This is a genomic window from Streptomyces sp. NPDC045022, assembly GCF_056432605.1.
Genome location: NZ_JBWKIR010000001.1, coordinates 709190 through 729009 on the forward strand (window position 1 = coordinate 709190; position 19820 = coordinate 729009).

General features: G+C 69.4%; 17 protein-coding genes and 2 pseudogenes. 9 read left to right on the forward strand and 10 right to left on the reverse strand.

Translation table 11 applies throughout. The annotated features are described in order from the left end of the window. Positions 1-72: 72 nt before the first annotated feature. Positions 73-187: pseudogene (locus AC07C1_RS03120) on the forward strand (DNA-binding response regulator); the annotation flags it as partial. A 90-nt stretch (positions 188-277) separates the two neighbouring features. Here the strand turns inward: AC07C1_RS03120 and AC07C1_RS03125 are convergent. After that, complete coding sequence (locus tag AC07C1_RS03125) at positions 278-1183, reverse strand: LysR family transcriptional regulator (protein ID WP_478936500.1); 906 nt, start codon at positions 1181-1183, stop codon at positions 278-280. Positions 1184-1320: 137 nt separating this feature from the next. On the opposite strand from AC07C1_RS03125, the gene AC07C1_RS03130 reads away from it, so the two are divergent. Both AC07C1_RS03130 and AC07C1_RS03135 read left to right on the forward strand, forming a co-directional pair. Continuing rightward, a complete protein-coding gene (locus AC07C1_RS03130) occupies positions 1321-2139 on the forward strand; it encodes a 3'(2'),5'-bisphosphate nucleotidase CysQ (RefSeq protein ID WP_471020646.1) in 819 nt (272 codons plus the stop codon). 41 nt (positions 2140-2180) lie between these two features. Next, positions 2181-2777, forward strand: coding sequence for an NADPH-dependent F420 reductase (locus AC07C1_RS03135; RefSeq protein WP_478936501.1), 597 nt, complete (start codon positions 2181-2183; stop codon positions 2775-2777). 339 nt (positions 2778-3116) lie between these two features. Here the strand turns inward: AC07C1_RS03135 and AC07C1_RS03140 are convergent, their stop codons facing one another. Further along, the gene (locus AC07C1_RS03140) at positions 3117-3845 is read right to left on the reverse strand and encodes a TetR/AcrR family transcriptional regulator C-terminal domain-containing protein (protein WP_478936502.1); all 729 of its coding nucleotides are present in this window, start codon (positions 3843-3845) and stop codon (positions 3117-3119) included. 111 nt (positions 3846-3956) lie between these two features. Here AC07C1_RS03140 and AC07C1_RS03145 point away from each other — a divergent pair, with 111 nt between their 5' ends. After that, complete coding sequence (locus tag AC07C1_RS03145) at positions 3957-5090, forward strand: FAD-dependent oxidoreductase (protein WP_478936503.1); 1134 nt, start codon at positions 3957-3959, stop codon at positions 5088-5090. 192 nt (positions 5091-5282) lie between these two features. On the opposite strand, the gene AC07C1_RS03150 is transcribed toward AC07C1_RS03145, so the two are convergent. Further along, entirely contained in the window at positions 5283-6185 is a 903-nt protein-coding gene (locus AC07C1_RS03150) for an NADP-dependent oxidoreductase (protein WP_478936504.1), read from the reverse strand. A gap of 313 nt (positions 6186-6498) precedes the next feature. Here AC07C1_RS03150 and AC07C1_RS03155 point away from each other — a divergent pair, with 313 nt between their 5' ends. Continuing rightward, positions 6499-6981, forward strand: a complete 483-nt coding sequence (locus tag AC07C1_RS03155) for a hypothetical protein (RefSeq protein ID WP_478936505.1) — start codon at positions 6499-6501, stop codon at positions 6979-6981. Positions 6982-7034: 53 nt separating this feature from the next. Here the strand turns inward: AC07C1_RS03155 and AC07C1_RS03160 are convergent, their stop codons facing one another. The 3 genes and pseudogenes from AC07C1_RS03160 to AC07C1_RS03170 all read right to left on the reverse strand — a co-directional run bounded on the left by AC07C1_RS03160 (position 7035) and on the right by AC07C1_RS03170 (position 9510). Further along, positions 7035-7898 (reverse strand): hypothetical protein, encoded by an 864-nt coding sequence (locus AC07C1_RS03160; RefSeq protein WP_478936506.1) that lies wholly within the window; start codon positions 7896-7898, stop codon positions 7035-7037. 477 nt (positions 7899-8375) lie between these two features. Continuing rightward, positions 8376-8489, reverse strand: a pseudogene (locus AC07C1_RS03165) (PPOX class F420-dependent oxidoreductase); the annotation flags it as partial. Between the two features lie 421 nt (positions 8490-8910). After that, positions 8911-9510, reverse strand: a complete 600-nt coding sequence (locus tag AC07C1_RS03170) for an isochorismatase family protein (protein WP_478936507.1) — start codon at positions 9508-9510, stop codon at positions 8911-8913. 334 nt (positions 9511-9844) lie between these two features. Between AC07C1_RS03170 and AC07C1_RS03175 the strand changes: the two genes are divergently transcribed. Both AC07C1_RS03175 and AC07C1_RS03180 read left to right on the forward strand, forming a co-directional pair. Next, a complete protein-coding gene (locus AC07C1_RS03175) occupies positions 9845-10540 on the forward strand; it encodes a GNAT family N-acetyltransferase (RefSeq protein ID WP_478936509.1) in 696 nt (231 codons plus the stop codon). Between the two features lie 353 nt (positions 10541-10893). Further along, positions 10894-12339 carry a hydrolase gene (locus AC07C1_RS03180; protein ID WP_478936510.1) on the forward strand — a complete coding sequence of 482 codons (1446 nt, stop codon included), beginning with the start codon at positions 10894-10896 and terminating at the stop codon, positions 12337-12339. Positions 12340-12381: 42 nt separating this feature from the next. On the opposite strand, the gene AC07C1_RS03185 is transcribed toward AC07C1_RS03180, so the two are convergent. Together AC07C1_RS03185 and AC07C1_RS03190 are read right to left on the reverse strand one after the other, a co-directional pair. After that, the gene (locus AC07C1_RS03185) at positions 12382-15102 is read right to left on the reverse strand and encodes a glycoside hydrolase family 2 protein (RefSeq protein ID WP_478936512.1); all 2721 of its coding nucleotides are present in this window, start codon (positions 15100-15102) and stop codon (positions 12382-12384) included. Between the two features lie 105 nt (positions 15103-15207). After that, entirely contained in the window at positions 15208-16392 is a 1185-nt protein-coding gene (locus AC07C1_RS03190) for an ROK family transcriptional regulator (protein WP_478936513.1), read from the reverse strand. Positions 16393-16509: 117 nt separating this feature from the next. Between AC07C1_RS03190 and AC07C1_RS03195 the strand changes: the two genes are divergently transcribed. After that, a complete protein-coding gene (locus AC07C1_RS03195) occupies positions 16510-17943 on the forward strand; it encodes an APC family permease (protein WP_478936515.1) in 1434 nt (477 codons plus the stop codon). Between the two features lie 98 nt (positions 17944-18041). Here AC07C1_RS03195 and AC07C1_RS03200 read toward each other — a convergent pair whose 3' ends face one another. Continuing rightward, on the reverse strand, positions 18042-18422 hold the full coding sequence (locus AC07C1_RS03200) for a winged helix-turn-helix transcriptional regulator (RefSeq protein ID WP_478936517.1): 381 nt from the start codon (positions 18420-18422) through the stop codon (positions 18042-18044). A 74-nt stretch (positions 18423-18496) separates the two neighbouring features. Between AC07C1_RS03200 and AC07C1_RS03205 the strand changes: the two genes are divergently transcribed. Continuing rightward, positions 18497-19180, forward strand: coding sequence for an NADPH-dependent F420 reductase (locus AC07C1_RS03205; RefSeq protein ID WP_478936519.1), 684 nt, complete (start codon positions 18497-18499; stop codon positions 19178-19180). 138 nt (positions 19181-19318) lie between these two features. Here AC07C1_RS03205 and AC07C1_RS03210 read toward each other — a convergent pair whose 3' ends face one another. Further along, complete coding sequence (locus tag AC07C1_RS03210; RefSeq protein ID WP_478936520.1) at positions 19319-19756, reverse strand: SPW repeat protein; 438 nt, start codon at positions 19754-19756, stop codon at positions 19319-19321. Positions 19757-19820: the final 64 nt, after the last annotated feature.

Here is a 19820-nt window from a genome sequence, read left to right on the forward strand (position 1 = left end):
GGCTAGGTGTATTGATACGCGGCGGCGCGGTCGCTCGGCACGTCGCCGAACGCGGCGGCGATCTGCTCCGACGTCAGCAGCCAGGAGACCGTCAAGACGTTCGTGTCCTGCATTCTCGGCAAACTCGGGCTTCGCGACCGCGTTCAGGTTGGTCGTGTATGCCTACCGCCGGGGCCTGGTGATCTGATGCGGGTCAATGCGGGTCCGCACAGCGGCCGGCCGCGCGGCATCAAGGTGGTCGCGTGGACGTATGGGTGAAGCGGCCGCACGGCGCCGACTACGACGCTCCGCCCATGGCCAGCGCGGTTCGCGCCAGCCCGCGCAGCCAGGCGTGGGCGGGGTCGGTGTCGTAGCGCTGATGCCACGACAGGTATACCGGTGCCGACGGCAGTTCGAGCGGGAGGGGGAGCACGACGAGGCCGAGGTCGGCGACCGCTGACCGCGTGGTGGCTTCGGGGACGCTGATCAGGAGATCGGAGCCGCGCGCGAACTCCAGCGCGGCCGCTTCCGTGGGCGCGGTCGCCACCACGCGGCGGGTGAGGCCGAGCCGCGCGAGGGCGTCGTCGAGGGCATTGCTGAGGTTTCCACGTCGCGAGACGGCGACGTGCTCAGCGGCGGCGTACCGCTTTGCGGTGACGGTCCTGACGCGGGTGAGGGGGTGCCCCTGCCTGACGACGATGACGAGGCGGCTCTCGCCCACGTTCTCGGCACGGATGTCCGGTGCGCTCGGGCGGTTGGCGTTCGCCTCCAGGTCGACCTCGCCGCGCCGCAACTCGGGGGTGTCGACGCTCGATTCCGCGACGAAGCGCAAGCGCACGCCCGGCGCCTCTTTGCGCACGGCCGAGAGCAGTGTGGGGCCGCTCAAGGCGACCAGGGAATCGTGCCAGCGGAGGGTGAAAGTGCGCTCCAACGTTGCCAGATCGAGTTCACGGCTCGGTGCCAGCACCCCCTGGACCTGGTGCAGCAACTCGTGCACCTGTTCCCGGACGGCGATCGCGTACGGCGTCGGGGTCATCGTGCGGCCGGTGCGCACCAGGATCTGATCCCCGGTCGTGCGCCGGATCCGGCCCAGACTCCGGCTCATCGCGGGGGCGGTGACGTGCAGGCGCGCGGCCGCCCCGGCCACACTTCCCTCCTCCAGTAGCGCGTCGAGCGCGGCGAGCAGGTTCAAATCCAATTGCATGTGAGTAATCCTATCCGTGCTTGACATGCATTTGAAGTTAATCAAAGGGCTCTATACCTTCGAGACGAGAGCGCAAGACGGAACGCACTGCTTGCCCCGACCGGCCTCATCACCCCTCCTCACACGGGAGTACCACCATGTCCGAAACGCTTCAGACCACTGACGTCGCCGCCTCCGACGCCGACCTGCTCGGCCAGACCGCGATCGCCGTGCGCGCGGCCGGTTCGGCGCTGCGCGAGCGTTTCGGCGAGGTGGTCCGCTACCAGACCCGCGAAGAGCTGATGCGCGCGCTCGCCGCCAACGACGACACGGCCCTCGACATCCTGCGCCCCCGTCTCACGCGCCTGCGCCCGGACGCCGGCTGGGTGGAGGACGAACTGGACGGCGGGGCACTGCCGCCCGGCGAATGGTGGGTCGTGGATCCGGCCGAAGGCAACGTCAACCACCTGCACGCCCTGCCGGAGTGGGCCGTGACCGCCACCCTCGTGCGTGAGAACCAGCCGGTGCTCACCGCGGTCCACCTGCCGTTGACCGGCGAGACCTACACCGCGCTCACCGGCGCGGGCGCCCACCTCGACGGCCGGCCGCTGCGCGTCTCCCAGACCGCGGACCTCGGCCTGAGCATCGTGGCCACCAGCCAGGCCCGGCCGGACGAGGACGAGAAGGTCGTGAGGCGCGTCGGCTCCTCGATCACCGCGATGCTTTTCGACGCGCTCGTCGTCCGCACCGCCGTGCCCGCGACCCTGCACCTGCTGAACGTGGCCGCCGGCCGGATCGACGCCTTCTGGCAGTTCGCCGGCGCCCGCGCGGACCTGCTGCCCGGGGCGCTGCTCGTCACCGAGGCCGGCGGACAGATCTCCGACGCCGAGGGCCGCCCCTGGACCCCGCAGAGCGAGAGCTTCCTGGCCGCCGCGCCCGGCGTCCACGCCGAGGCCGTCGCCACGCTCTCACGCTGACCGCGCACCACGACCTGCCCGCACGGAAGGACCAGATCATCATGACCACGATCGCAGTTCTCGGAAACGGCCGCGTCGGCGGCAACCTGGCCACAGCCCTCATCCGGGCAGGGCATGAGGTGACCGTGGCGGACCGCGGGCCGGGCGCCGCCGCCGACGCTGCCCGGACAGCCCAGATCGTCATCAACGCCACCCCGGGCGCCGGCTCGCTGGACCGGCTCGTCGCCCTGCGTGAGCAACTGCGCGACAAGATCCTCGTCGACGTCTCCAACGCCACCGTCGACGGACCGGACGGACTGCCCGCCGACCTGATCTACCCCGGCTCAAGCCTCGCCGAGCAACTCCAGGAAGCGCTCCCCGAAACGCGCGTCGTCAAGACACTCAACACCATGCTCTTCCCGGTGATGACCGCGCCGGCCACGCTCACCCAGGCGCCCGACGCCTTCCTCTCCGGCGAGGACCCGCAGGCCAAGCAGACCGTCCGTGAGCTGATCATCGACCTCGGCTGGCGCAATGAGTGGATCACTGATCTCGGCGGGATCCAGACCGCCCGCGCCACGGAGGCCGCGATACTGTTCGTACCGCACGTGATTCGGTCCAGCGGATTCGCGCCCTTCGCGATCTCGATCGCCCGCTGATCCGCACAGTGCACGCGTTCCTCCTACCGGGTGGCAGCGCCTGGCCTTCCGGATCACCTGGCTCGCAGCGGCGGGGGAGGGCGCCTCACTGGAGGGCATGACGTTCTCTCCGGCGATCTGGACGCCGACTCCCCGCACGTCCTGATCTCTGCAGGCACCGGCGGCGGCAGGTCGACCATCCTGCGCACCATCACCTGCCAGTCTGGCGTCACGTTCTTGATCTTGCCCGGGCAGAGGGCGCTTCTGGGAAGCGTGCTGCGTCGGGGGTTCGGCGCGCGCGGAGGCCGACGTCGGAGTGCGGAGTTCGCCGACGAACCTCCAGTTGGCGCTGCCGAATCGTCAGGGCCGGATGGGGAGGTTGGCCTCCCATCCGTCGAGGAGTCGTTCGAGTCCCAGTTGGAAACCGCGCTCGGCGCTGTCGGCCGCGCGGGGAAGTTCGGCATCACGAATGACCCGGGCGAGGAGTGGATGGCGGCCGGCCCTGACGACTTCGTCGAGGTAGGGCGCGTGGGCGTCCATCCATTCCTGGATGCCGACTCCGGAGCGTCGGACGGCTTCCTGCTGGGCGAGCTCGCCGATGGCGTAGCCGCGGACGAAGGCATGCAGCGTATTGACGACGGTGATCATGACGTCGATGTCGAAGCCGAGGGGATCGAGGGCGGCGAGTGCGTGTTCGGTGGCATCGAGAGAGTTCGGTCCAAGTGATGGGCGCCCTGCCGCGAGGGAGGTCATCCAGGGATGCCGGTGGATGGTGGCCCGGGAGCGATAGGCCAGTGTCCGCAAGTCGCCGCGCCAGTCGCCGGTGGGGGCAGGCGGGCCGCCGTCTTCGGCCGCTACGGCGTCGAGCATGAGATCGAGCAGGTCGTCTTTGGATGCCAGGTAGCGGTAGAGCGAGGCTGTGCCCGTTCCCAGTTCCTTGGCGACGCGCCGCATGGACAGTGCCTCGATGCCCTCGGCGTCGGCGATCGCGATGGCGGCGGCGGTGATCTCCGCCCGGGTGCGTGAGGGTGCGGGGCCTTTCGCGGCCCGCTGCGGCCGGTTCCAGACCACTGTGTGAGCGTCGTCCATCGGTTTTCCTCCTCACTACTGCGCTCACTGTTCGCAGTAGTGCTATCGTGGCGCGCATTACTGCGAACACTGTACCCGAGTAGAGCGTGTCCAGCCGAAAGGGAAACCACCATGACCACTCCCGTCACGATCATCGGCGCCGGGCTCGGCGGCCTGACCCTCGCCCGGGTCCTGCACCTGCACGGCATCCCCGCGACCATCTACGAAGCCGAGACATCGGCGGACGCCCGCACGCAGGGCGGCCAGCTCGACATCCACGAGTACAACGGGCAGCTCGCCCTCGAAGCGGCCGGCCTCACCGACGAGTTCCGCGCGATCATCCACGAAGGCGGCGAGGCCGTGCGCGTGCTCGACCAGCACGGCGCGGTCCTGCTTGACCAGCCCGACGACGGCACGGGCGGGCGCCCCGAGGTGCTCCGCGGAGACCTGCGTCGGATCCTGATCAACTCGCTGCCCGGCGAGATGATCCACTGGGGACACAAGGTCACCGGTGTCCGCCCCATGGGAGACGGAAGGCACGAGCTGACGTTCGCCGACGGGCCGACCGTGACGACCGGCCTCCTCGTCGGCGCGGACGGCGCCTGGTCGAGGGTCCGGCCGCTGCTCTCCGACGCGAAGCCCGAGTACGTCGGCACGTCGTTCATCGAGACCTACCTGTATGACGCCGACGAACGCCACCCCGCAGCGGCCAAGGCCGTCGGCGACGGTTCCCTGTTCGCCGTCACGACTGGCAAGGGGATCCTCGGCCATCGAGAGGCCGACGCCGTTCTGCACACTTACGTCGCGCTCAACAAACCGCAGGAATGGCTCGCAGCCATCCTCGCCAGTCCCGAAACGGCGGCGGCCCAGGTCGCGGCGGAATTCACCGGATGGGCGCCTGAACTCACCGCACTCATCACTGACGGGGAAACCGCCCTCGCCCCACGCCCGATCAGCGCCCTGCTGATCGGCCACCGCTGGGACCGCGTTCCCGGAGTGACGCTGCTGGGCGACGCCGCCCACCTCATGTCACCGTTCGCCGGGGAGGGAGCCAACCTCGCCATGCTCGACGGCGCCGAACTCGGCAAAGCCATCGCCGCACATCCCGACGACATCGAAGCCGCCCTTGCAGAGTACGAGCAGGCTCTCTTCGCCCGCAGTGCCCGGTTCGCCGCCGAATCCGACAAGAATCACCAGCTCATCTTCGGCGACAACGCCCCCGCCGGCCTGCTCGACCTGCTCACCGGCCAGGAACCGACCGAGTGAGCGAGACGCCATGAAAGAGCAGCGCTGTGGTCAGCATCCACAAGCCGAAGGTACTCAGCCCGCTCCACCGCCGGCTTTTGGGCGGCGACGGCGGCTTCGGGCACCTGACTCGGCATGCGGGGCCAGTGCGCGCGGTCCCGCGCATCGACTCCGACGAGCCACGACCTCGTGAAGAGTCCCTTCGAAGACCGGTCAGTCCACGAGTAGCACGAGTTTGCCGCGCGGAGTCCCGGCTTCGCCGACGCGGTGCGCGTCGGCCACCTCGGTCAGGGGGAAGGTCCGGCCGACCTGGATGGAGAATCGTCCCGTTTCAGTCATTTGAGCTACCTGGGCCAGCGCGTAGGTGGCGCGGCCGGTGTCGCCGCGGCTGAAGCGGATGCCCGTCTGCTGCGCGCCCCGGAAGTCGGCGACCGTGATCACGCGCTCGGGCGCGCCCGCGAGCTCCACGAGTTCGGGAAGGACGCCGCTGCCAGCGACGTCCAGTGCGAAATCGACACCCGACGGCATGATTGCCCAGACTCGTTCCGGCATCCCGTCGCCGTATGCCACCGGCTCAGCCCCGAGCGAGCGGAGGGCATCGTGCGTGCCTGGACTACCCGTGCCGATGACGCGCGCGCCGCGCTCCACGGCGAGTTGGACAGCGGCACTCCCGATGCTGCCCGATGCCCCGCTGATGAGCACGGTGCTGCCCGCCGTGACGCCAAGCTGGTCGAGCGAGCGCGCCGCGGTCTCGGCTGCCGCAGGGATCGCTGCAGACCTCGCATAGTCGAGCGAGTTCGGGATCGGGGCCCAAGAGGACAGCACGGCCAACTCCGCTTGGGCGGCTCCGTATGGTGAGGCTCCGAAGACCCGGTCGCCAACCGTGACACCCGAGACATCGACGCCGATCTCGTCAACGATGCCCGCGGCCTCGTAGCCCAGGGTCTGTGGCAGTTCCTGGTCCATCAGGCCCTGACGCTTTTTCCAGTCGCTGGCGTTGATCCCCGCGGCACGGACCTTGATCCGTATCTCTCCGGCGCCGGGACGGGGATCGGGGAGGTCGACGATCTCAAGAACCTCCGGGCCGCCGAACCGGCTGAACTGTGCTGCCCTCACGACGCACTCCTTCCGTGGAAGAAGTGGCGGATCGTCCGATACCGCGTGTGCGCGTACTCTCTGTCCGGCTATCTGCCCGGCCCCAGAGCACGTTTCCACTCCGATCCATCGACCCTACGTCATGACCGCCCACACCTGGCGAGCTGCCTCCGGGGCCACCTCGCCCCACACAGCCCCGTCGGTTCCCATGCCTGCGGACAGGAGCAGGCGCGGATGTACTCTGCATCGCCCGCGGCCTGACAGACGGCGGGCGGCTGCTTGCCTGCGACGTCAGCGAGGAGTGGACCGCGATCGGCCGGCCGTACTGGGAGCGTTGGGCGTCGCCGACCGGATCGACCTGCGCATCGCCCCCGCGCTGGAGACACGGCACGCGCTCGATCCCGAGCCGGTCATCGACATCGCGTTCATCGACGCCGACAAGGACAACTCCCCGGCCTACTACGAGGAGATCGTGGCCCGGCTGCGCTGCCGGTGCGGGACGGGCTCACCATCGCCCGGCGCCGCTGACGCGCACCGCGCTGGCTCGTACCCGCCAAGCTTGACAAGCCTGAGTCAAGCTGCCAGTAGCTCGACAGACATGCCTGGCAAGGTGGCCGACTTGCTCCGCACACCGGAGCCGGAGCCGACCGAGTGGGCCGTGCTGGACCACGGCGTGACTGTACGGCGCGGACGGGGCTTACACCCCACGCTCAAGCCCCTCGATGGCGCCCAGGGCGTCTCGGCGATCCCGGCACAGTGCAAGGCGCGCTGCGAGTACGAGAACCGCGTCAGCTTTCTCGCAACAGCAGGACCTTGATCCACCTTGCACAGCCGGCCCCGCCGTGCGGCATGTTCGTCGACCAGGATTTATCAGAATCCGCCTGCAAAGAAGCCGATGAGCCCCTTTGTTGGTTCCACCGTGTTGGAAAGATTAGCCACGAAGAGGATGATCACAACCAGCGAGAAGACTGCTGACAATGCCCCGAACCATCCCAATGTGCGCCTCGCCCGCCGGTCGGATGGTCCTGTTGCCGTGAACCTCTTCCACAGCACGACGCTGAGGCCGATGAAAATGAGGGTCAAAATCACGGACATCACGACTACCGCTTCGTGATAGCGGGCAAAGTCACTGATCATCATGTCGATGGGGGGCGGGGTGCGGTGACCCGTGTTCTGTGAGTCAGCCAGACGCTCCCGGACTTGGGCGAGTGTCCCGGCGAGCTGTCCTTGGGGCGCGCCGAGGGGCATTAGCGACAGCACCGAGGTGAAAGGCGCTGCAGCGCCTTGGACGTTGGCGATCACCAGCACCAGCGCCAGTGCTGTGAGGATCAGGGTGAGAACGCCGGCCGATGCGAGACCGACCCTTCTGCCCCTCCCGAATCCGCCGGCTCCTACGTATGCCCTCCAGACCTGGTGACTGAGTGCGACGAGCACGATCAGCAAGACTATTGAGATCCCTGCTTTAATCGTATGGAACCGGAACCAGTAGTCGACGACCCGCTGCATATCGGGGGTGAAATCGCGATCACCGGAATCCCAGTATCCGACGAAAGCTTCATTGACTGCTTTGATGAGCTTGTGCTGATGAACGAAGCCACCCTCCGAGCTGTTCGCCGCCAGCGACTGCGGGGCGAAAAAGACAGCCGGGAGGAGAACCGCAGCAAAAGCGGCGAGTATGGCGACTGCGCGACCGGACGATCCAGGGGATCGCGGTGGGAGTGTGTGGCGGGGCAAGGATAATCCTTCAGACCGTTCGAGCCGTGTTGGAGCACGATGCGCCGGCTGGCCGGGTGACACCGAATTTCGGGAATCGCTCGGTGATCAGGCTGCCTGTCGACGTGGGGCCTTGCAATCGCGTCCGCGTACGGCGGGTTGGTTGGTGATGATGCGGTAGTCAGGGTGTCAGCATGTGGCCTCAGGGCCATACCGGTCACTGCTGCACACCCCACCTTTGGGGGTGTGGCTAGCCCCACCATCTGAAGGGGCCAAGATCGGCGTCTACGCACAGGGCTGGGCGGCCGCTGTATCACCCGCGCTTTTTGACATCGTCTCATTTGGTTCACTCCGTAGGCTGTCGGCTGTGGTGGGGATCGTTGAGCGGCTGGTGCCGGAGGAGTTGTGGGAGCTTTTCCAGCGGGTGGCGCCGGAGGCACCCACGCGGCCTCAGGGCGGTGGCCGACGCAGGCACGGTGACCGTGAAGTGCTGGCTGCCAGGTGGGGGTGGCCACTGCGCTTGATGGTGGCGAGCGTGCCGAACTGCTGCTGGCCAAGCAAGCTGGCGAGGGCTTCGTCGGACAGTGAGCGAGGCGCTGGGCGTTGAGTCATGAAGCGATCAACGTCCCTGGCCGTCCAGTAATTTCATGGACTCCATGAGACCGACGCGCACTTTCACAACACGCCCTGGAGCTAATCGGGGGCGAGCTGCGTCCCGCCGACCGTGACGGCGGCGCGGGCCGACGGGGGTCTACAGGTCGAAGTCGAGTTGTTCGACGTCAGTAAACTCCACCATCCCGCACCGCCCTCTTCGCCTGCCTGCCTGGTGGGAGCGGTGATGGCCGGCGCCCGTTCGCTGACCGGGTACCGGAGTAGGACTGGCGCACCGGCCCGTCGCCGAGCTGGCCACACGCCACCAGCTGCGCGCCGCGCGGCTGCGCCCCGGCGGACACGGTCCCGTCGCGATCGTCCGGTGCCGGGCGTGCGTCACTCGCCCTCGCTCAGCTGGGCTGTGGACGGCGTCGACCCGGTGTCAGGACTGTTCCGCTATCGGTGTCTCACCGGATACCGCAACTCCGGTCCGGCGGAAGTCGTTCACTGCGGCCGCCGTTGTGTGCGGGGCGACCCCGACCGAGTAGTCCAGGCGTACGCGCGTACGAAAGCCCGCCGCGACGGCATCCAGGGCGGTCGCACGCACACAGTGGTCCGTCGCGATACCCACCACGTCGACCTTCTTGACGCCACGGGCGCGCAGCCAGTCCGCCAGCGAGGTTCCCTCCGAGTCCGCGCCCTCGAAGCCGCTCTTGGAGGCGCTGTGGGCGCCCTTGAAGAACACGGCGTGCACCTTGCCGTCCGTGACGGCGGGTGCGAAGTGGGGATGGAATTCGCTTCCTTCGCCTCCTGCCACACAGTGGACGGGGAAGCTGTCCTGGAAGTCTGGATGTTCGGAGAAGTGGCTGCCCGGATCGATGTGATGGTCCCGGGTGGCCACAACGTACCGGTAGTCACGCCCCGCACTGCGCTCCACCAGGTCCGCGATCGCCGTGGCGATCCGCGCCCCACCCTTGACGGGGACGCTGCCCCCTTCGCAGAAGTCGTTCTGCACATCTACCACGATCAAAGTTCGGCTCATCACACACCCCTTCCAGACCTGTCGGACAGGAAAAGAAGCCGCTCCGGCCACCCTTCCGATGCTGGGCGAGCACAGCAACCAGCGCTTCAGCAGTTACGCCGAACGGGTGACACGTGCGCCGGGCATCACCGCGCGCCGCTGCGCAGCAGGTGGAGGACGGTGACACCGGACGTGTCGCGTCGGCGCCAGGCGCGGCCGCGACCCTGCACGCCAATCTCGCGGGCCCTGCCCACATCCCGCGGTCGGGACGGCCCATCAGCACTTGCCGGTCTGCGCAGGCTGGTGGTCACGGCTAGCGTGGAGGTATGGGGGGACAGCCCAAGAGGCGCGAGCGGTGCGGGTCGGCGGGGTGGTGCGGCAGGTCGCGGACGCGCAGGGCTGGAACGGCGTTGTCTGGTCGGGGCTGGACGCGGCACGTGCGGACCGGGCGATCCAGGAGCAGATCGCGTACTTCACCGGCCTCGGCCATGACTTCGAGTGGAAGCTCTACGGCCATGACCGGCCGGTGGATCTCGGTGCCCGGCTCGGCGCCGCCGGGTTCCGGGCCGAGCCCGAGGAGACGCTGATGATCGGCGAGGTGGCCCGGCTCGCCCTGGACGCCGAACCCCCCGAGGGCATCCGGCTGGTGCCGGCCACCGACCCGGCCGGCGTCGACCTCGTCGTGGACGTGCACGAGAGGGCCTTCGGCACCGACGGCACCCGGCTGCGGCACCGGCTGCTCACGCGCCTCGCCGCCGCCCCCGGCACGGTCGTCGCGGTGGTCGCGCTCGCCGGTGACGAACCCGTCAGCGCCGCCCGGATGGAACTGGTGCCCGGCACCCGGTTCGCCGGGCTGTGGGGCGGCGGCACGGTCGAGGCCTGGCGGGGCCGGGGCCTCTACCGCGCCCTGGTCGCCCACCGTGCCCGCGTCGCCGCCGCCCACGGATACCGGTACTTGCAGGTCGACGCCTCGCCCATGAGCCGCCCCATCCTGGAACGCCGCGGCTTCCACGCGCTGAGCACCACGACCCCCCACCTGTACGGGAGTTGACCGCTGCCGCAGTGGCGGACCCGCGTCCGGTCGAGCGCCCCGATGCCCGGCGCGGCCGGCGGCGCGATCCGGATGATGCCCTCGATCCAGGCAGGCTCCTTGGTGGCCACGACCCGGACCCCGGCGGCGATCGTGGGGCCCAGCGGCGCGGCCATGATGCCGACGACGACAGTGATGTGGCCGCTGTAAGCGGAGGCACTCCGCTCCGGTTATTGCCGGGACTTTCTGTTCACCGGGCTGTCATGCCATGTACCTTTCAACCAATCGACGCGTGTAGAACCCTCAACCTGGCTCTACGCGCGCAGACTTGGCGCCCGCACCGCCTCTCCCCACCCCTCATGGAGGTTCGCCGGATGCTTGGATCCAGGAGATCCCGCCGCAGACTCACCACCGCCCTGGCCGGATTCGGGCTGCTCCTCTCCGGAGCCGCCCTCCAGGTCGGTGCCAGCACCCCCGCCCGCGCGGCGACCACGCACCGCGTCCTGTTCGACAACGCCCACGCCGAGACGGCCGGCAACGCCGACTGGATCATCTCCACCAGCCAGCCCGACCCGCTCGGCCAGGACTCCTCCCCGTCCGCCGAGACCGACTGGACCGGCGCCCTCTCCTCCTGGGGCGTCGCGCTGCAGAAGGCCGGCGGCTACAGCCTGAAGACCCTGCCGTCCGGTTCCGGCCTCAGCTACGGCGGCTCGGCCACGACCGACCTGTCGAACTTCGACACGCTGGTCCTGCCGGAGCCGAACACGCTGTTCACGACCGCCGAGAAGACGGCGATCATGAACTTCGTGAAGAACGGCGGCGGTCTGTTCATGATCTCCGACCACACCGGCGCCGACCGGAACAACGACGGCTACGACGCGGTCGAGGTCTTCAACGACCTGATGACGAACAACAGCGTCGACTCCACCGACCCGTTCGGCTTCTCCATCGACTCGCTGAGCATCAGCTCCGACTACCCGTCGGCGATCAGTGACAGCAGCGACCCGGTGCTGCACGGCTCCTTCGGTTCCGTCACCAAGAGCCTGATCGCCAGCGGCACGACCGCCACGCTCAAGCCCGCCGACAACTCCTCCGTCAAGGGCCTGCTCTACCGCACCGGTTACTCCGGCAACACCGGCGCCTTCTTCGCCACCAGCACTTTCGGCAGCGGCCGGGTCGCCTTCTGGGGCGACAGTTCCCCGATCGACGACGGCACGGGCCAGTCCGGCAACACCCTCTACGACGGCTGGAACGACACCGGCGCCGCCAACGCCCCGCTCGCCCTCAACGCCACCGCTTGGCTGGCCGGTTCCGGCAGTGGCAGCGGGGGAGGCGGCACCGGAACCTGCACCGCCGGCCAGCTCCTCGGCAACAACGGCTTCGAGTCGGGCAGCGCCGGCTGGAGCGCCACCAGCGGTGTCATCACCAACTCGGCGAGCAGGGCGGCCCGTTCGGGCTCGTACTACGCCTGGCTCGACGGCAACGGCACCGCGACCACCGACACCCTCTCCCAGTCGGTGACCCTCCCGGCCGCCTGCACGACGGCCACGCTCAGCTTCTACCTCCACGTCGACACGGCGGAGACCACGACGAGCACGGTCTACGACACCCTCAAGGTCCAGGTCCTCAACAGCTCCGGCACGGTCGTCGGCACGCCGGCGACGTACTCGAACCTCAACGCCGCCTCCGGCTACACCCAGCGCAGCGTCAACCTGAGCAGCTACGCCGGGCAGACCGTCACCCTGAAGTTCACCGGCACCGAGGGCTCCAAGTACCAGACGTCGTTCGTCGTGGACGACACCGCGCTCAACGTGAGCTGAGCACGGGCACGGGGGCGGTCCGCGCGGCCCGCCCCCGCATCCTCAGGCCGCCGGCACCGTCCGCTGTGGCGTGTTCCACCCGGAGACCCGCACGCTCGGTGCCGAGCCGCGCAGCGCGGCCGTCCGGTAGGTGGCGGTCAGCGTCACCGACTCGCCCGGCCACAGGCTCACCTCGTTGTCCGACCAGCGCACCGGCAGTACCGGCTTGCCCCGCGCGTCGACCAGGTGGACGTCCGTCAGCAGGGACGGTGTCCTGCCGCTGCCCGCGTTGCGCACGGTCACCGTGGTGGTCGACGTGCCGCCGGACGACGTGGTCGAGGCCGTCGCCGTCACCGGCACCTGGGCCATCGAGGTGAGCCCCTGGAGACCCGCGTAGCTCGTCGTCGGCGTGTAGTACCAGGTGGTCCTGCTCCAGTCGAGGGTGTCGGGCCTGGTGGAGAGCCAGTACACGTTCCGGCTCACCTCCGTGCCGTCCGCGTCCGTCAGCACCAGGCGGAGCAGGTACGTCCGCGACAGTCCGCTCACCGAGGACGGCAGGGTGAGCGGGGTTCCGTGCGCCCCCTCACCGTTCACCGCCACACCGGTGACCGTCCTGTCGTACTTCTGCGTGCCGTCGGGGTTGAACAGTGTGGCCCGTGCGGTGAGGCCCTGGACGGGAGCGGTCCGGTTGTTCACCACCACGACCGAGCGGTTGTCGTAGGAGTACTGGATGTGCAGCGGCTCGTTCGCCTTCTTCGCGCCGAAGTAGGCGCCGTTCTGGTCCAGGTAACGGTCCGTCAGCTGCCAGTGCAGGGACGTCCAGCCGCTGTTGAACATCCAGTGGATCACGCCGGTGGCGGGCTGGTCCGCGTCCGTCGCGTTGCGCTCGTACGCCTCGAACTGGGCGCGGACGTTCTCGTACTGGGCCAGCTGGGCCTTGCGGACGTAGTCGGTGAGGCTGGTGGGCGCGCCGTAGCGGCCGGTGAGGGCGTCGTCGTAGATCTTCAGCGTGCCGAAGACGGAGGACGGCGAGCGGTGGTACTGCCGGGTTCCCGGGTTCTTCCAGAGGGTGTCGAGTTCGGCGGGTGTCATCATCCGGCGCAGGGTGTCGAGGGTGGGGATGCTCGGGCCCGCGCTGGTCTCGGAGTTGAAGCCGGTGGCCCCGCCCTCGCGCTTGGCGTACCAGTAGCCGGGCGGCACCCAGTCGTAGGGGCCGGTCATCTTCATGCCCGAACTGCCCAGTTGGGGCGAGGACCTGTCGGAGGCGGAAGAAACGACCGGGGTGCGCCAGTCGGCGGCCTCCAGGGCGGCCAGGTAGTCCTTCTCGATCGTCGCGTCGGGCGCGAAGTCGCTGCCGATCAGGAAGGAGATCACGCTCGGGTGGTCGCGCAACCGGGCGGCCTCGGCGGCCATGGACGCCTTCGCGACCGGATAGTCGGCGTCGGTCCACTCCTCCCCGGTCTCGCTGCCGTTGACGTGGCCCTCCCACTTGTCGCAGCACTCCCAGCCCGGCAGGGTGAGCACGCCGTAGCGGTCGGCCAGGTCGAAGAACTCGTCCGGTTCCAGGTGCCCTTCCAGCCGGATGGTGTTCAGCCCCAGGTCGAGGGCGTACTTCAGGCGGTCCTCGACGTAGGCGCGGTCCCAGCGCAGGAACTCGTCCGGGGACCAGCCGCCGCCCTTGATCAGCAGTTCGCGGCCGTTGATCCGGTACTGGCGGGCGCCGCCGGAGTTCAGTGGCGCGCGCACGTCCCGGATGCCGAACGTCTCGTGCGCGGTGTCCGACGTCGTACCGGCGACGGTGGCGGTGAGGCCGAGGTCGTACAGCGGCTGCCCGCCCATCCCGGCCGGCCACCACACCCTCGGCTCGGTCAGGTGCAGGCCGGGCACGTCGGTGGGGGAGAAGGTGACGGTCCTCGTCTCGTGGGCGGCGAGCGGCACGGTCCTGGTGAAGTGCGTTCCGCCGATACTGCCGGAGATCTCCGCCGTGACCGGCGTCCCCGTGTCGTTGCGGGCCTGGGCCTTCACCGTCAGGTCGGCGGTGGCGAGCGAGGGCACGGCCAGCTCGGTGACCACGTGCGCGTCGCGCAGCGCGACCGGGCCGCCCCTGCGGACCAGGACATCGCGGACGAGGCCCATGTTCCGGTCCGGCGGCGGCTGGAGCCAGTCGAGCCAGCCCATGCTGAGGTCGTTGCTCGGGTCGTTGGGCCGGATACGGAAGGCGACCGTGTTCCTGCCCGGCCGGACCAGTGCGGTGATGTCCAGCTCGTGGCGGGTGTAGACGCCGGTGATGTCCTGGGCCGGTGCCACCTGCCGGCCGTTGACGTAGACGTCGGCCGCCGAGACGACACCGCTGAAGTCGAGGGAGGTGCGCCGTGCCGTGTCCTCGACGGTGAAGTCGGACCGGTACCACCAGGGGACCTGGAAGTCGGCCCGCGGGATCTTCTGCAGGTTCGTGGAGTGGAACGGGTCGGCGTAGACGCCGTCGGCGAGGAGTGCGGCCAGAACCGTCGAGCGGGGGCCCGCCGGGTACCAGCCGGTCGCCGGGTAGCCGGGGGAGGAGACGGCCGTGGGGGAGTCACTCACCTTCGCCGTGGACTGGATGGCGTAGCCGGAGAGCGGGGTGCTCGATTCGGCCGCCGAGGGGACGCGGGTGACCCCGGGGTGCCCGTGCGCCGGGGCCGGTTGCCGGGCGCCGGACCAGGTGCCGGAGGTCAGCGTGCCGAGCAGCCCGAGGACCAGGGCGGTGGTGGTGTACCGGCGTCCGCGTGCGGGGCGAGGGAACACGGGGTCTCCAGCCTCGTAAAGTTAGGAAACCTTACTAACCCGGGTCACGCTAGGGCGCCGTGCGGGCTGTGTCAACGACCACGGCCGTGGTCGGCGCCGCAGGGGTCAGGTCCCGGCCGTCCTGCGCTCGAACACCAGGTCACGGGCGGTGTCCAGCGCCGTGGCCACCGCGCCCAGCAGCACCGCGTCCTCGCCGAGCCGGCTCGGCGCGATCCGCGGGCGCAGCGGGGTGAGAGCGCGCAGCTGCTCCTGGACCGGGCGCAGCAGCAGGTCGACGCTGTGACCGACCCCGCCGCCGAGCACCACGAGATCCGGGTCGAGCACGGCGGTGGCCGCCGCGACGGTGTGTGCGATCCGCTCCCCCTCCAGCTCCACCGCGCGGGCGGCGGCCGGATTGCCCTGCCGGGCCGCGTCGAAGACGGCCTTCGCCGTCAGCTGCCCGCTCATCCCGAACTGCCGGGCGGCCTCCACCACGGCCACCCCGGACACCGCGTCCTCCAGCCGCTCCGGCTTCCGCCGGCCGGGCCAGGGCAGGAAGCCGATCTCCCCGGCCAGCCCGTGCGCCCCCGTGAACAGCCGTCCCTCGCTGACCACCCCCATGCCCAGGCCGGTGCCTATGAGGAGGTACGCGAAGAGCCGGCTGCCCGCGCCGACGCCGTACGTGTACTCGCCGAGCGCCGCCAGATTGGCGTCGTTGTGCACCTCCAGGGGCACGCCCAGCTCCGTGTGCATCCGGTCGACGATCCCGGCACGCCCCCAGCCCGGCAGGTGCATCGCGTACCGCACCCGCCGCTGGCGCTCGTCGTACACGCCGGGCGTGCCGACCACCCCGTACACCACCTGCGCCGGGTCCACGCCGGAGTTGGCGATCACCTGCCGGGCGGTGCCCACGACGAGGTCGGTCAGGGCGGCGGAGGCGCGGGCCCGGTTGCGTACATCGGCCCGGGCGACGACCGCGCCGTCCAGGTCGACCACCGCGACGCGCAGCCAGCCCCGGCCGATGTCCACACCGAGTGCGTACCCGGCCGCTGGATCGGGGGCGTAGAGCACGGCGGTGCGCCCGCGCTCCGGGGCGTGGGTGCCGACCTCATGGACCAGGCCGGCCGCCTCCAGCGAGGCGAGCGCGCTGGACACCGTCGGTTTCGACAGGCCGCTCTCGCGGGCCAGTTGCGCGCGCGACGCGGCGCCGAGGCCGCGCAGCCGGTCCAGGAGCAGTCGCTCGTTGGTACTGCGCAGGCGTCGACGACTCCAGGTCTGTTCCTGCTGCTCTATGACGTCACCGGCGGGCATCGGACCATTCTCGTGCATTCCTGACGCATACTTGACGCCTCTAGTAAGGCTCCTTAACTTTATCGGCCAGTCGGCCCCGCCGGGTGCCGTGGAGTGCCCGTCGCGTCAGGAGTCCCCATGTCCGGTAGCCCGCCACCCTCGGGTGGCTTCGTCCGTCGCGTCGGCCGGTTCCAGGCCACGGCCATCAACATGAGCCAGATGTGCGGCATCGGCCCGTTCGTGACGATCCCGCTGATGGTCGCCGCGTTCGGTGGCCCGCAGGCGGTCATCGGGTTCGTCGCGGGCGCGGTCCTGGCGCTGTGCGACGGGCTGGTCTGGGCCGAGCTGGGCGCCTCGATGCCCGGCTCCGGCGGCAGTTACGTCTATCTGCGCCAGGCCTTCCAGTACCGCACCGGGCGCCTCATGCCGTTCCTGTTCGTGTGGACGGCGATGCTGTTCATCCCGCTGATCATGTCCACCGGCGTGGTCGGCTTCGTCCAGTACCTGGGGTACCTCGCCCCCGGCCTGGGCCGGACGTCCGGCGACCTGATCGGCCTCGGCGTGATCGCCCTGGTCGTGATCCTGCTCTGGCGCGGCATCGAGCACATCGCCCGGATCACCGCCGTGATGTGGACGGTGATGATCGCCTCCGTGCTCCTGGTGATCGTGGCCGCCGCCACGGACTTCAGCCCGCACCTTGCCTTCACCTACCCGGCCCACGCCTTCGACCTGACGAGCGACCACTTCTGGCTGGGCTTCGCCGCGGGCCTGACCATCGGCATCTACGACTACCTCGGCTACAACACCACCGCCTACATGGGCGCCGAGATCAAGGACCCCGGCCGCACCCTGCCGCGCTCCATCCTCTTCTCGATCCTCGGCATCATGGCGATCTACCTGCTGCTCCAGATCGGCACGCTCGGTGTCATCGACTGGCACCGGATGACCGACCCGCACGACATCGCCTCCACGTCGGTGGCCTCGGCGGTGCTGGAGAAGACCTGGGGCGAGGGCGCGGCCGACACGGTGACCGTACTGATCCTCGTCACCGCGTTCGCCTCGGTGTTCACCGGTCTGCTGGGCGGCTCCCGGGTGCCGTACGACGCCGCCCGCGACCGGGTCTTCTTCCGCCCGTACGAGAAGCTGCACCCCAGGCACCGCTTCCCGATGCTGGGCCTCGCCACCATGGGCGTGATCACCGCCGTCGGCTTCCTGATCGGCCGTCACACCGACCTCGCGACACTGATCCAGCTGCTCACCACGGTGATGGTCATCGTCCAGGCCCTCGCCCAGATCGTCGCGCTGACCGTCCTGCGCAAGCGCCGGCCGGAGCTGCCCCGCCCGTACCGGATGTGGCTCTACCCCCTGCCGAGCATCGTCGCCTTCGTCGGCTGGTGTGTCATCTACGGGTACGCCGACAGGAACTCCCCGGGCCGCCATCCCATCGAGTGGTCCCTCGCCTGGCTCGCCCTCGGCTGCCTGGCCTACCTGATCTGGGCCCGGCTGGAGAAGGCGTGGCCGTTCGGGGCGAAGGAGGTCAGCGAGGAGTACGGCGTCCCTGTGGCGCCTTAGAGCCCCAACGAAAGATCTTCGAGGAGGTTGGATCACTCCGGGACCCTGGGATGTGCGCTCATCTGCCGGCGACGTCTGCGCTCACGCTGTTGACCCGTCTAGCGTGTAGGAGGCGGGGACTGCGGGTCAGGAGTGCATGCTGCTTCCTGGGCTGCCATGACCTCATCGCCGTACTCGAAGGCCCATGCGCCGACGGCGTCGATGGGCGCCAGCAAGGTCCGGCCCAGAGCTGTGAGTCGGTACTCGACCCGTGATGGTGCGTCGGGGTCTGCCTGCCGGTCGACCAGTCCGTTGAACTGCAGCCGGCGCAGAGTCTCGGTGAGGACCTTGGAACTGATGCCCCCGATTCGCTCCCGTAATTCGACCGGGCGCCTGGGACCGTCGCGCAGTGCCCAGAGCACCACGGCGTTCCAGGTGTTGGAGAGCAGGTCGAAGGCGAGCCGGGCGCGGCAGTCGGCAAGGAAGGCATCGGTCGTCACGTACCAAATGGTGCCCGAACGGCCTTCTAGCGTCGGTGTGAACGGTCGAAGCAGGCACGGAGAGGGACCACGTGATGAGAATCGGCGTACTGGGAACGGGCAACATGGCCGACGCGCTCGCCTCCCACTGGGTGCGGGCCGGGCACGACGTGACCATCGGGAGACGGGACGCACGCAAGGCGGAGCGGCTCGCGACGCGCATCGGAGGCAGCGCGAAACCTGCCAGTCTGCGCGCGGCGGCCGAGTCCGGCCAGGTGGTGCTGGCCGCGCTGCCCTTCGGGGCGGGAGTAGACGTGGTACGGGACCTGCACGCGGCCCTGGAGGGCAAGGTGCTGCTCGACTCCTCCAACCCGGCCGGGCCGGGCTTCCGCCTGCTGACGGAAGGAGGCCCATCAGCCGCGCAGCGACTGGCTGCGGCGGCACCGGGAGCCCACGTGATCAAGGCTTTCAATCTCTGCCACGAGGACGTGTGGCGCATGCGGCCGCCCGTCTTCGACGGGCGACCACTGGCCGTTCCGGTCTGCGGAGACGACGAGACTGCGCTCGCGCGTGTGCGTGAGTTGGTAAGGGACGTGGGCTGTGAAGCCGTGGCCGGTGGCGGTCTCGAACGTGCGGGACTCCTGGAAGCGACCGCCGCGCTGTTCATCGCGCTATGGGTCGGCGAGGGAGTGGATGCCCAGGCGATCGCCCCTCCGCTGGCATACGCGGCCGGACCGAGCCACCAGGAAGCGGAGGGCGGCACGGCGGCTTTCCGATAGGGCCACCAGGAAGCGGAGGGCGGCACGGCGGCTTTCCGTTAGGGGTTCTCAGAGCCCGGGGCGCGCGTGGGAGAGGCCGGTCCGCCCGGGCGGACCGGCCTCTGGTTCTCCCTGTCCTTCCTCTCCTCGCCTTTCCTCTTACGGCCTGGGGGCGCTCTTCGCCGCCGTGCCGGCGCATATCAGTCCGAGGACGAGCGCCAGTGCGCCGATGACGATGTTGTTGACGATCACGCCCACGTCCGGGGCCCGGCCCACGATCCACGGAGCGATGATCATCCAGACGCCCATGGCGCACATGGCCCAGCTGAGGCCGTACATCCGCTCGGGGGCCCTGGTGAATCCCAGTGCCAGCAGACCTATCGCTATGCCCATGATCAGGTTGTGGGTCATGAGTGCCGGCTGGCTCGCGGAGTAGTGCAGGATCCACGGAGATGCCGCGCAGTACAGTCCGAGCAGGAACACCGGCCCGTCCACGAGCGCCACATCGCGACCGCCGAGCATGCGGGCGTAGCGTGCCCGCATTTCGGAGACATCGGGGTGGGTCGTCATATCACCCCTGTGCGAGACGTTGGCCATGACTCGTCTCCTTTGACTTTGCAGCCGGACCGCGTCTGGTGCGGGAGAACCACCGCATCTCCCA

What these genes read in the sequence shown, in the direction of transcription:
- AC07C1_RS03210 (WP_478936520.1), bottom strand. Translation starts at nt 19,756, where the DNA reads ATGGCCAACGTCTCGCACAGGGGTGATATGACGACCCACCCCGATGTC.
- AC07C1_RS03190 (WP_478936513.1), bottom strand. Translation starts at nt 16,392, where the DNA reads ATGCCCGCCGGTGACGTCATAGAGCAGCAGGAACAGACCTGGAGTCGT.
- AC07C1_RS03195 (WP_478936515.1), top strand. Translation starts at nt 16,510, where the DNA reads ATGTCCGGTAGCCCGCCACCCTCGGGTGGCTTCGTCCGTCGCGTCGGC.
- AC07C1_RS03130 (WP_471020646.1), top strand. Translation starts at nt 1,321, where the DNA reads ATGTCCGAAACGCTTCAGACCACTGACGTCGCCGCCTCCGACGCCGAC.
- AC07C1_RS03180 (WP_478936510.1), top strand. Translation starts at nt 10,894, where the DNA reads ATGCTTGGATCCAGGAGATCCCGCCGCAGACTCACCACCGCCCTGGCC.
- AC07C1_RS03170 (WP_478936507.1), bottom strand. Translation starts at nt 9,510, where the DNA reads ATGAGCCGAACTTTGATCGTGGTAGATGTGCAGAACGACTTCTGCGAA.
- AC07C1_RS03125 (WP_478936500.1), bottom strand. Translation starts at nt 1,183, where the DNA reads ATGCAATTGGATTTGAACCTGCTCGCCGCGCTCGACGCGCTACTGGAG.
- AC07C1_RS03140 (WP_478936502.1), bottom strand. Translation starts at nt 3,845, where the DNA reads ATGGACGACGCTCACACAGTGGTCTGGAACCGGCCGCAGCGGGCCGCG.
- AC07C1_RS03205 (WP_478936519.1), top strand. Translation starts at nt 18,497, where the DNA reads ATGAGAATCGGCGTACTGGGAACGGGCAACATGGCCGACGCGCTCGCC.
- AC07C1_RS03135 (WP_478936501.1), top strand. Translation starts at nt 2,181, where the DNA reads ATGACCACGATCGCAGTTCTCGGAAACGGCCGCGTCGGCGGCAACCTG.
- AC07C1_RS03145 (WP_478936503.1), top strand. Translation starts at nt 3,957, where the DNA reads ATGACCACTCCCGTCACGATCATCGGCGCCGGGCTCGGCGGCCTGACC.